Origin of the sequence: Pseudoalteromonas sp. SR45-6, from assembly GCF_014163545.1 — a bacterium.
GTDB lineage: Bacteria > Pseudomonadota > Gammaproteobacteria > Enterobacterales > Alteromonadaceae > Pseudoalteromonas > Pseudoalteromonas rhizosphaerae.
This window is the reverse complement of record NZ_JACJDM010000021.1, coordinates 56,228-67,182: the sequence shown is the minus strand read 5'-3', so window position 1 is coordinate 67,182 and position 10,955 is coordinate 56,228. Positions and strand designations below refer to the sequence as shown.

Genomic DNA, 10,955 nt, shown 5'->3' with positions numbered 1-10,955 from the left:
AAACAGTTAAATAAATTGACTGATGATGATCAGTTAAGCTAATTTAAAAACGGCTCTACAAAATGATAAATCAGGTGATCAAAGCTGATGAGAATCGGTGATCAAAGTCATGAGAATACGCACAATGGGACGACGGCAGCTTTTTATAGAAGGAATGGTAAACGACTAGGCTGTATAGAGCCTGCTTTCCTTTAAATAGACAGCGGAATATTACAGTTAACAAAGGCATGAATAAATTGACCTTACGCGGTCAAACGAAAGTGAATGCCCAATGGCAACTGTATTGCTTAGTTCATAATATAGAAAAGCTGCAAAACACGATACATTAATAAGGGTAACCCTTTATCACCTCAAATAAGCCACTCAAACACCTGTCATACCTTTCAAAACGCCAATTAAAGCAACAGCAAATCCTCTTTTTATATTTTACGTAAAATCGAAGTAACCAATTGAATCAAAATAGGAACTCGGCTATGGTTAATACATCAATAAAAATAAATTAAAAACGAGTTATTCTACAGCCTCGTTATGCGTTTAAATTAGAAAGGTAATCACACGAGATGAGCAGTAACTCAAATTCAATCTTTAGAGCAATCCTAACAGGCTCGGCTTGGTCTTTTATAGGTGTTCTTTTGGCCGTATCTTTCTTTTATTGGCAGGAATACCGCAATCCATTCATTTTCAAAATCGAAGTGGTAGATGAATTCAACTTGGTAGAAGTTCGAGAGCAGATAAGTGATCTTAAAATTCTATATAAAAACGAAGATATCATTGAAAGTAAAAAAGAGATCAAGGTGATACGTGTCCAAATTAAGAACGAAGGTGACACTATATTGCAGGGTTATTATGACCAGCTGGAGCCGTTTGGACTTCGATTTATAAATTCTAGAGTATTAACATCCGAGGTGATAACTAGCAACTCAGAAGACTTGAAAAAGAAGTTGATAGATGACTCAAAACACGAAAAATCAGATAAGTACGATGATGTTGTTTTTTCCAAAGTGATATTCGATGAAAATGATTCTGTAACGTTAAAAATAACTATTTTATTGGATGCGGGAGAAGACCTTACAATTATTCCGCTCGGCAAGATAGCTAATGTGGATAGCTTAAAAGTAGATGTAAATGAACCAAAAGAAGACAAAGAAAAACCCGTCGAGCTTTATATTGTGGGTGGCTATTTTGGTTTCTTAGTATTTTTAATATGCGTAGTTGCTGTTATCACGTTTATTGAAAAGGCATCGAAAAAGAGGAAGATAAGGAACTATATAAAAGAAAATGAAAATCTAAACGAGGTGCAGGATAAGATAGTTGACTACTATATGGATATGCAGCCTTCAACAGAGCGGCTTATTAAAGCGCTTTTGAATAATGATTACGCATTAGACCTCAAGCAGGTGCTGGAAGCACAAACACCAAAGCATTCGCCAATTGAAAAGTTGATCCTCTTACCATTGGTCATATCCAGAACAAACAAGTATAGGCTTCAAGCATTACCGAAGGAGATATTTGATACTGATGGTGCAACAGTTTCTTTTAACCAAGAAAATGAAGTATTTATTAGGTCGTTCTTTAAAACTGTTCTTTGAAGCGCATAACAAAGCGCTGCTGTCGGACAATTTTTCCGCTACGCTCCAAAATTGCCGCAGAGCGCGGCGTTAGCACTCAAGGATAGAACTGTGAATTTTTTAAGCTTGGATTCCATTATTGATACCTCACTCAACGATGATTTGTATCTACGAGATGGTTCCTGGAAAATTGTTAAAGGCTTAAATTCAGAAACTGAACAATGGTTAGATTTAGCTGCATTTACAAAAGTATTTACTGACACTCCTGAATTTAAAAATGCTGAATCAGTTTGGGCTTTCGAGATTTTCGAGCGGATTTATCATAAGTTAGGAGAACCCAAGCGTTTGAGTGATTCCTTCCAATTCACTATTGAGTCATTTTTTGAATTTCAGAAATCTACAGAAATACTAGAGTTGTATCTTGTCCCTCAAAATTTAACTTGGGTTTTTTATGCCAATAGAGATAATTGGAAATATGCAATTAAGTGCTAACAAAAATATCATGGTGGGAATTTTACTCGCTGAAAAAGCGCTCCTAAAATCCCCATATGTTAAACGTTATGTGCCTAGGTTGAGTATGAGAGTATTTATAGTTGTTTTTGCTGCGATGATATCCAGTTTTGCTCACTCAAACTCTGAGTTAGATGCCGAAAATGAGGGAGAGGCAGTTGGAATAATATATGGCTACTTTAAAAAAGTAGATGTTATAAAGTTCATGTGCGAACGGAAAGCACCTGAAAAAGGAGCGCTACTTTCAGAAGCTATTGATAAATGGAAGACTCGAAATAGTTCTGTGGTTGCTAATTTAACTGACGGGCTAGATAGAACTCCAATAGATATGCGTGAACAGCTATTTGAAATGGCAAAGCAAGTTTCAAGAAATAAGATCATTCTATTTAACAAAATGAGTCAGTCCGAAAAAGAAAATACTTGTGCCTCATTAGCTGAACATTTGAATTCTGATTCTTACAAAAATGAGTACCCAATTGCCTATAAGCTCATGAGTGAATAGGTACATAACAAGCTCCTTAAACATCGCGGCCTGCGGCCGCTGGACTCGCAATAAGTTGCTCGCCGTTTAGGCGTGCGTTCAGGCTGTAGAATTACTCATTTAGGAACTGGTTCTACACAATTAACTTGATTGTTTTTTAACCTTTAATTGAGTTGGTTACTGTGATCTGATAGATATTATTCACCCACGGTAAATTGTTATGGCTCTTTCATTAGGTAAGGAGTCAAGCCTGACTTATCCTGCCAAAATAAATTCATTCCAATCAATTATGCTGAATAATTTTAGCCTTGCTAATTTATCATCAACCTCCATATCTATAAAACCGTAAGGTGGTTTTTTTATGCCAACACGCTACAAAAAAGGAGATAACAATCTTTCGACAAAAAAACAAACCTAGTCATACTGAGCCTGATGAATGTATCCAAGTCAGAGGTGCGCGGGTTCACAACTTAAAAAACATCGATGTTAATTTGCCCCGTAATGCCTTGGTGGTTTTTACTGGTATTTCTGGCTCAGGAAAGTCGTCATTGGCCTTTGGCACTTTGTTTGCGGAATCTCAGCGTCGTTACCTAGACTCTGTTTCGCCTTATGCCCGTCGCTTGATTGATCAAGTAGAGGAGCCAGATGTTGATTCAATCGAAGGGTTACCGCCAGCCGTAGCACTGCAACAGCAGCGAGGAACTCCATCGGTGCGTTCATCTGTTGGTAGTGTTACCACGATTTCTAATGGCTTGCGCATGCTTTATTCCCGTGCAGGGCAATATCCAACAGGTCAAAATATACTTTACGCTGACGCCTTCTCGCCAAATACCCCAGAGGGCGCTTGTGAGCGATGCCATGGTATAGGTCGTGTATTTGAAGTGACAGAGAAGTCGTTGGTACCAGATGACAGCAAGACCATTAGGGAACGCGCTATCGCGGCATGGCCGCCAGCATGGCAAGGGCAAAACTTATTGCGTATTTTGATTGCATTGGGCCATGAAGTTGATATTCCCTGGAAAAAATTGCCGCAAAAAACGCGGGATTGGATCTTGTTTACCGATGAAACCCCTGAAGTGCCGGTTTATCGAGACTACAATATTAGCCAAATACGAGAGGCAATTGATAAAGGGGAAAAGCCCAATTACATGGGGACCTATACAAGCGCCAAGCGTTTTATTTTGCAGTCATTTGCTACTACGCAAAGCCCGCGCACCAAAAAGCGGGTGTCGCAGTTTATGCAGATTTCTCAATGCCCCGAATGTCAGGGGAAAAAACTCAAACAAGCGTCACTGTCGGTTAAATTTGCTGGACTTGATATTGGTGAATTGTCGCAATTGACGCTGACTGAGTTGGCGTTGCGGTTAAAGGATACTGCTAATAGCAAGCCCGACGATAACACCGTTAATCGAGAAAAAGCCATCGTCGCACAGCGCATTGCCAGCGATATTCTTACTCGTGTTGAAGCGCTTACTCGACTTGGTTTGGGTTATTTGTCGCTTGAACGTGGTACGCCCACGTTATCTCCGGGCGAACTACAGCGCCTGCGCCTTGCAACGCAGATCCGCTCTCAATTATTTGGTGTCGTTTACGTATTAGACGAACCCTCAGCCGGTCTGCATCCCGCTGATACTCAAGCATTGCTAGGTGCCTTAGATGAATTAATCGCAACGGGTAATTCAGTATTTGTGGTAGAGCATGATGTTAGCGTTATTCGCCATGCAGATTGGATTGTTGATGTAGGTCCCAATGCTGGAACCCATGGCGGAGAAATTATTTACAGTGGTCCGCTTGAGGGCTTGCGCGAGATAACCGAGTCTCACACTGGTCGATTTGTGTTTAATAAAGATAACAGTGCAGCACATAGACCAAGACAGCCGAATGCTTGGCTCAAATTAGTTCAGGTTAAGCGAAACAACTTGAAGAATATCGACATTGAGTTTCCGCTAGGGCTTATGACTAGCGTTACCGGTGTCTCGGGTTCGGGAAAATCGAGTTTAGTCAGTCAGGCGCTGGTGGAGCTTGTGTCTGATGCCCTTGGTCAGCAAAATACCGTCGAGGCACCCAATGATGAGATTGATTTACTTGAGGAAGAATTAGAAATCGCCACCAGCGGTAAAATTGTTGATGGCATACAGCACATCCGACGTTTAGTGACCGTGGATCAGAAAGCTATTGGCCGCACACCACGCTCAAACCTTGCCACTTACACCGGTTTGTTTGACCATGTACGTAAGCTATTCGCCGCCACACCCAAAGCAAAAGCGAGGCGCTACGACGCAGGGCGTTTTTCGTTTAATGTGGCAAAGGGGCGTTGTTCGAATTGTGAAGGCGTAGGATTTGTGAGTGTCGAATTGTTGTTTTTGCCTAGTGTTTATTCGCCTTGTCAGGTATGTCAAGGGCAGCGTTACAATGACGAAACGCTCGATATTACTTATCGAGATAAAAATATCGCTGAAGTGCTTGATTTAACCGTCGAAACAGCTCGTGAATTTTTTATGGATGAGCCTTTAATAGCACGCGCTTTGGATGCCTTGTTGCAAGTGGGGCTCGGCTACTTAAGGCTTGGTCAGCCTGCTACCGAATTATCGGGCGGTGAAGCGCAACGGATAAAATTAGCTACTGAGTTGCAACGAACGCAACGCGGTGACACCTTGTATATTCTCGATGAACCAACTAATGGCCTTCATCCCGCAGATGTCGCTATGTTGATGTTGCAATTAAATGGTCTGGTAGACGCAGGTAACACCGTAATCATGGTTGAACACGATATGCAGGTCGCGAGCCGTAGTGACTGGGTCATTGATATTGGTCCTGGTGCGGGCGATGAAGGTGGGAATATTGTTGCTCAAGGACCACCGGCCAATGTCGCTAAGTCAAAGGCCAGCCAAACAGCACCCTTTCTGTCGCCTTAGCATTAGCCTGACTTTAGGTTATCGACGTTTTTCTATACTTAAGTTGGTGATTAATTGCGATGTTGCGCTGCCCCGTATACCACCATAGTAGGCATGGTGTTTTCGGGGGGCGCTGGACGCGACAGCAAAGTGGGTATTATCAGTCAAAATACCATGGTTGGGGTTAAAACCTAACCAACCTGTACCAGGTAAAAAACCTCTGCCAAGCGTGCAGTTCATCGAAGGGGTTTCCATATCAAAATAGAAATAGCCGCTGACAAAACGCACGGCAATGCCAAAATGGCGCAGCAGATTAATTTGCATCTAAGACAATTCACTACAAGATCCTTTGTTAATTTTAAAGGTTTCATTAGCGGGTAATGGTGGGCTATCTTCGCGATATTCAATACTAAAATCTTGGTGTATCTAGGTGATATAGAGCTTGAACGTCTCACTAAAAATCAGTGATATCTACTCAAAAAAGCTTCTGTACTAGTACAAAAGCTTTTCTGATTAAGATAAATTGAATCGACCTAAGCTGAAAATTCGATAAAGGTTTATCAAGCAAGATTTAATCATTATGGGGTGAGTTGGTCACAGATTTCAAATGTGTGCTCAACAACATCATTTGAGTTAGCACGTAAATCTAATTGCCATTCTTCCTTATGATCATAATCTCCTTTTTCGGTGTTTTTTATCCAAGTAACAGGATAATCATCTGGTTCTACACGATATAAAAAAGGTGCAAGTATTGAAAAATCTTTGGTTTTGCCAATAGTGATTGTTTGATTGTCAGAAACGGACTGATCTAATTCTCCCCCTTCTAACGTGAAATCTAATGAGTTAAATTTAAGCTTAAGCTCAGTAGGGCCGCTATACCCTTCACAAGCTGTCAAACCAATACGGACATTTTGCTTAATAAGTGCTGTTTTTGTACCTAAATCAATAGTGAAGTGGTTGGTAGTTACCTGCTGCTCTCTCACAACGGTAGCAGATGTAAATGGAGAGCTAAAACCCATAATGCTAAATTTCTTCTCTACTCCTACGCCTATTACTGCTTGATAATAGCCATTATCATCCGTAGAGAAATATAAACTGTCTATTATTGCTTCACTTGAAAACAGATCGACATTAGCAAGGCCGCGCCCTAAAGCATCAACCAGACGACCGCTAACACTACCAAGCCAGCTAACATCATGCATAGAAACAGCAATTAAAATCTGTTTTACAACCGTATTACCTGCATCGTCCGTTACACTAACCGAAGCAGTATAAGTACCAAGGGTTAGTGGCGTAAATGAGGTTATCGCTTCAGTGGTATTCGCTAGAATTGAATTACTAAGTCTTGGTTTACTCAACAATAAGCAAGACAATAAGCAAGACACCCAGCCTAAAATTTGGTCATTGTATTTCTCTGTGTGCGTATGCAGTGATGAGTAATCACACGCACTTAGCACTTAAGTTGATTATAAAAAGCAAATAGACTTAATGACAAAGCTATAATTCTACGCTGGCATAAGCTGTGTAAAGCTACGTTATTGACGAAAAAGTATTTGCAATGGGTAAAATTGAGTAAAACAGAGCTCACCTTTTTGAATCAAACGGTTGAGCAATACCAAGGGAGTTTAAGTAGCATTAGCTGGTTTATGCGCTTATTAATTTTAAGTTATTTGTATTTTTAAGTGTCTGTTTTTTCAAAATGCGCAATTAGGCGCTCGAGTAACTTTCTAATCGCTATAGATTGATGTTTGCGAGAACGGTATATGGCGTAAATACCTAAGGACGCTGGCTCATAGTTGGGGAGCACATGAACCAGCTTTTTATCATTGATCAACTGTTGTACGGCATGTTTAGGTTGTAAAGATATACCGCGTCCTTTGAGTGCTGATTGAAGTAAGAGCATTGATTCATTCGCACTGAAGTTGCCAGCGACTGAAGTAACAACCGCGAGTTCTTCTTTGCTGAAATGCCACAAACTTTTTCCAAAATTAGAATAAATTAAGCAATTATGTTTGGCCAAATCATCAGGGTAAACAGGGTAACCAAAACGATTTAGGTAATCTTCGGTGGCGCATAACACTGAGCGGCAACGACCCAGCGGGCGTGCAATGATATTGGGGTCTAAGTCGTTGGTAATACGTATTGCTAGATCGATTCTATCTTCAACTAAATTAGTTACTTGGTTACTGATATGAATATCTATATGTACTTTGGGATACTCATCTAAAAACTGATCAATTACTGCTGGCAATAAATTAGCGGCGACAAATTGAGAGCAAGAAATACGGATCGACCCTTCAGGTTGTGCGACATGATCTTGCTCTAAAGGGATAGACACTTGTTTGGCTAAATCTAATAACGACAGACAATTTACAAAAGCTTTTTCACCTGCGGCGGTGAGCGTGAGTTTACGCGTAGAGCGATGTAATAACTGACTATTCGCCCAACTTTCCATTTCGCTTAAGTACCTAGTTACCATCGAGCGCGACATATCTAACGAATGCGCTGCGCTGACCATACTACCTTGCTCGACAATTCTAACAAAGACTTGAGCTGCGGTGATCCTGTCCATTTTATTTCCTATATGTTCGATATATGCAATTAACTATTGCCTGTTGTGATGTTTATTGCAACATATTTGCAATTTATACTTGTTTCATAAATTTAATACTGCTGACAGGAAAATAAAATGAAGACCTTGCATTTCATTATGGACCCGCAGTGTGGTTGGTGTTATGCCGTCGCACCGCTGATTGATGAACTCACTCAATTAACAACAATAGATATTAAGCTGTATGGCGGCGGCTTATTTTCAGGGGCTAATAAACGTCAGTTATCAGCTGATTTTCATCAGCAAATAATCGCCATGGATAACAGGATCACGAGTTTAACGGGGCAAGTATTTAGTCCAACTTATTATGAAACGCTATTAGATGATAAGCAGCGAATTTTAGATTCAGATACGCCGATCACGGCGCTACTAGCTGGTGGATCTTTAGGTCTTAATACTGTTGCCATGCTGCATAGAATGCAAGTTGATCAATTTGTACTTGGCCGTTCTCAGTCTGATATAGCTAATTTAGCTAACATAGCCACTCAACTTGGTGCTAGCTCTAGGGCTTTTTTAAATGCGTTTGACCTTTTTAGTGGCGAAAAAACGCAGCAGCAAATAATTAAAGCGCGGCAGATGTTGAATTTAGTTGGCGGTAGTGGGTTTCCAACACTTGCGTTTGAGCACGGCGATGGCGCATTTACTAAATTAGACCACTCGCGTTATTACGGTCAGCCACAGCAGTGGTTAGCTTATGTAAAACAATTAATTAGTACGATTGATTAACCAATAATTTTACACGTTTAAAAACACCCAATTTACTCGCTAAATGAGCGACATTTTAGAGGCTACTATGACATTTTTATCTAAATTAATTCAGGCAAGCACGCTTGCTACAATGATGGCAGTATCTGCCAATGCAGTTAGTGCAACACTTGAAACCAGTGTGTTTAATCCACAACAAAAAAGCACGTTCCCAGTTAGTTCGGTGTTGATCAGCGGTCCAACCGAAGCGATTTTAGTTGATGCGCAATTTCAGCGCAATGATGCACAATCAGTGGTTGAGTTGATTAAAAAATCAGGTAAAAAATTAACCACTATTTATATTAGTCATGGTGATCCTGACTATTATTTTGGCTTAGACGTGATCACCGAGGCCTATCCTGATGCTAAGGTATTATCAACTGCTAAAACCCGAGATTATATTAAAGCGTCAATGGCGCCTAAAAAGGCTTATTGGGGGCCAATTCTTAAAGAAAACGCACCGCAAAAACTAGTTTTGCCAGAAGTATTGCAAGGCGACACCTTATTGGTTGATGGTGAAAAAGTGAATATTGTTGGTCTTGACGGTCATGATCCAAAACATACTTTTGTATGGATCCCTTCGACTAAAACTATGTTGGGTGGTGTTGTGGTATTTAACAACATGCATGTTTTTTTAGCAGATACGCAAACACCTGAATCACGTCAAAGTTGGTATAAAACCCTTGATGTTATTGAGCAGCTGCATCCTAAAACTGTGATCTCTGGTCATATGTTAGGTGATAAGCCATTGACTATTGAAGCGGTGCACTTTACTCGCAAATACATTCAAGACTTTGAAGCTGCAGCCAAGTCTTCAGCTAATTCAAGTGAATTGATGAGTAAAATGAAAGCAAGCTATCCAAATATTGGCGGCGATAGCGTATTGGCGTTAAGTGCCAAAGTTATTATGGGCGAGATGCCTTGGGGCTAATTACTACAGCTTAAATTTATTTATGGCTTTTCAAGCTGCTTGCAGTTTGAAAGGTCTGTTCAACTCTTTGTACAGGCTTCATTTCATGGGGGGAATTCAGCGAGTAATCACGATAGTAATGGCTTTGGCTATGCTTCAAGCATGCAGTACCACTGCCAAAATATCGTCATTAGAACATTACAATAGTTTTAATCTGGAGACTAAATCGATGACCAATCTTGATATTGTAAAAAGTACTTATGAAGGTAAGACCTCAGAAGAAAACGGTAAAAACCTCAAGCGTTATATAACAAACGAAACACAATGGACGGAAGCCGCTGGTTTTCCATATGCCGGAACCTACCAAGGCTTTGATGAAATTGAAAAAAATGTATTTGTACGGTTAGGCAGTGAATGGAATGGTTATAATTTTGCGGTAGAAGACTATGTTGCTGCTGGCGACAAGGTGTTTGCTTATGGTAGCTATAGCGGAACCAATAAAGTCACAGGCAAATTTTTTAAGGCCAGAGTCGCCCATTTATGGATACTCAAAGAGGGTAAGATCATCAGTTTTGAACAATTTGTTGATAGTAAAACCGTTAGCGATGTCATGTAAAAAAGTAGTTTTTTAATAACAACTACAAGTATGTTGTAGGTGCGCTTTTATTTCGTACTCTCGTGCATAAAAAAAGCGTTGCCAATCGGCAACGCTTAAGTTCAACTCTGTAGCACCTAGCACCTAGCACCTAGCACCGATTATTTAGTCAAATAATCCAGCACCACTTGATGATGGTCTTTGGTTTTAAATTTATCGAAAAAGTGCTTTATTGTTCCGTCTTGGCCGATCAAGAAGCTTAAACGGTGAATGCCGTCGTACTCTTTACCCATAAACTTTTTGTAGCCCCATACGCCGAATGCTTCTGCAATCGCGTGATCTTCGTCTGAAAGTAGGTCAAAGTTTAATTCTTTTTTGGTTTCAAAGTTCTTTAATTTTTTTACCGGATCAGGGCTGATACCAACCACGCGGGTATTTAGCTGTGCTAACACAGCTTTTTCATCACGTAAGTTTTCAGCTTGCACGGTGCAACCAGGTGTTGATGCTTTTGGATAAAAGTACACTAATACTTGCTGCTCTTTTAATAGCTCTGCAAGGACGATTGTTTCATCATCTTGGTTTTGTAAGCTAAAAGCGGGGGCTTTGTCGCCGGCTTGTAATGGATTAATTGTGTTCATGCTT

Annotated in this window: 11 protein-coding genes and 2 pseudogenes; 9 read left to right on the top strand and 4 right to left on the bottom strand. The window is 40.4% G+C overall.

The genetic code is table 11. The features are described 5' to 3' along the window. Positions 1–153 precede the first annotated feature (153 nt). From H5158_RS11035 to H5158_RS11015, 5 genes and pseudogenes are all read left to right on the top strand, one after another. Positions 154–329: pseudogene (locus tag H5158_RS11035) on the top strand (transposase); the annotation flags it as partial. 231 nt (positions 330–560) lie between these two features. Further along, the gene (locus H5158_RS11030; protein ID WP_182740024.1) at positions 561–1,589 is read left to right on the top strand and encodes a hypothetical protein; all 1,029 of its coding nucleotides are present in this window, start codon (positions 561–563) and stop codon (positions 1,587–1,589) included. A 90-nt stretch (positions 1,590–1,679) separates the two neighbouring features. Then, a complete protein-coding gene (locus H5158_RS11025; RefSeq protein ID WP_149982881.1) occupies positions 1,680–2,060 on the top strand; it encodes a hypothetical protein in 381 nt (126 codons plus the stop codon). Continuing rightward, positions 2,020–2,580 (top strand): hypothetical protein, encoded by a 561-nt coding sequence (locus H5158_RS11020; protein WP_246175612.1) that lies wholly within the window; start codon positions 2,020–2,022, stop codon positions 2,578–2,580. The genes H5158_RS11025 and H5158_RS11020 overlap by 41 nt, the downstream gene beginning before the upstream one ends. A 365-nt stretch (positions 2,581–2,945) precedes the next feature. Further along, positions 2,946–5,474 (top strand): excinuclease ABC subunit UvrA, encoded by a 2,529-nt coding sequence (locus tag H5158_RS11015; protein ID WP_182740027.1) that lies wholly within the window; start codon positions 2,946–2,948, stop codon positions 5,472–5,474. An 18-nt stretch (positions 5,475–5,492) separates the two neighbouring features. Here H5158_RS11015 and H5158_RS11010 read toward each other — a convergent pair whose 3' ends face one another. Together H5158_RS11010 and H5158_RS11005 are read right to left on the bottom strand one after the other, a co-directional pair. After that, the gene (locus H5158_RS11010) at positions 5,493–5,777 is read right to left on the bottom strand and encodes a transglutaminase family protein (RefSeq protein WP_182740023.1); all 285 of its coding nucleotides are present in this window, start codon (positions 5,775–5,777) and stop codon (positions 5,493–5,495) included. A gap of 254 nt (positions 5,778–6,031) precedes the next feature. After that, entirely contained in the window at positions 6,032–6,826 is a 795-nt protein-coding gene (locus H5158_RS11005; RefSeq protein ID WP_182740022.1) for a hypothetical protein, read from the bottom strand. A 59-nt stretch (positions 6,827–6,885) separates the two neighbouring features. On the opposite strand from H5158_RS11005, the pseudogene H5158_RS23360 reads away from it, so the two are divergent. After that, positions 6,886–7,111: pseudogene (locus H5158_RS23360) on the top strand (hypothetical protein); the annotation flags it as partial. A gap of 20 nt (positions 7,112–7,131) precedes the next feature. Here the strand turns inward: H5158_RS23360 and H5158_RS11000 are convergent. Continuing rightward, a complete protein-coding gene (locus tag H5158_RS11000) occupies positions 7,132–8,025 on the bottom strand; it encodes a LysR family transcriptional regulator (protein ID WP_145241538.1) in 894 nt (297 codons plus the stop codon). A gap of 117 nt (positions 8,026–8,142) precedes the next feature. Between H5158_RS11000 and H5158_RS10995 the strand changes: the two genes are divergently transcribed. From H5158_RS10995 to H5158_RS10985, 3 genes are all read left to right on the top strand, one after another. Next, the gene (locus H5158_RS10995) at positions 8,143–8,790 is read left to right on the top strand and encodes a DsbA family protein (RefSeq protein WP_182740021.1); all 648 of its coding nucleotides are present in this window, start codon (positions 8,143–8,145) and stop codon (positions 8,788–8,790) included. 67 nt (positions 8,791–8,857) lie between these two features. Continuing rightward, entirely contained in the window at positions 8,858–9,739 is an 882-nt protein-coding gene (locus H5158_RS10990; protein WP_182717926.1) for an MBL fold metallo-hydrolase, read from the top strand. Beyond that, positions 9,702–10,334 (top strand): nuclear transport factor 2 family protein, encoded by a 633-nt coding sequence (locus tag H5158_RS10985; protein ID WP_310736698.1) that lies wholly within the window; start codon positions 9,702–9,704, stop codon positions 10,332–10,334. Before H5158_RS10990 ends, H5158_RS10985 begins: the two co-directional genes overlap by 38 nt. A gap of 140 nt (positions 10,335–10,474) precedes the next feature. On the opposite strand, the gene bcp is transcribed toward H5158_RS10985, so the two are convergent. Next, positions 10,475–10,951 carry a thioredoxin-dependent thiol peroxidase gene (gene bcp, locus H5158_RS10980; protein WP_145241547.1) on the bottom strand — a complete coding sequence of 159 codons (477 nt, stop codon included), beginning with the start codon at positions 10,949–10,951 and terminating at the stop codon, positions 10,475–10,477. Positions 10,952–10,955: the final 4 nt, after the last annotated feature.

What these genes read in the sequence shown, in the direction of transcription:
- H5158_RS11030 (WP_182740024.1), top strand. Translation starts at nt 561, where the DNA reads ATGAGCAGTAACTCAAATTCAATCTTTAGAGCAATCCTAACAGGCTCG.
- H5158_RS11020 (WP_246175612.1), top strand. Translation starts at nt 2,020, where the DNA reads ATGCCAATAGAGATAATTGGAAATATGCAATTAAGTGCTAACAAAAAT.
- H5158_RS11010 (WP_182740023.1), bottom strand. Translation starts at nt 5,777, where the DNA reads ATGCAAATTAATCTGCTGCGCCATTTTGGCATTGCCGTGCGTTTTGTC.
- H5158_RS11000 (WP_145241538.1), bottom strand. Translation starts at nt 8,025, where the DNA reads ATGGACAGGATCACCGCAGCTCAAGTCTTTGTTAGAATTGTCGAGCAA.
- H5158_RS10995 (WP_182740021.1), top strand. Translation starts at nt 8,143, where the DNA reads ATGAAGACCTTGCATTTCATTATGGACCCGCAGTGTGGTTGGTGTTAT.
- H5158_RS10990 (WP_182717926.1), top strand. Translation starts at nt 8,858, where the DNA reads ATGACATTTTTATCTAAATTAATTCAGGCAAGCACGCTTGCTACAATG.
- bcp (WP_145241547.1), bottom strand. Translation starts at nt 10,951, where the DNA reads ATGAACACAATTAATCCATTACAAGCCGGCGACAAAGCCCCCGCTTTT.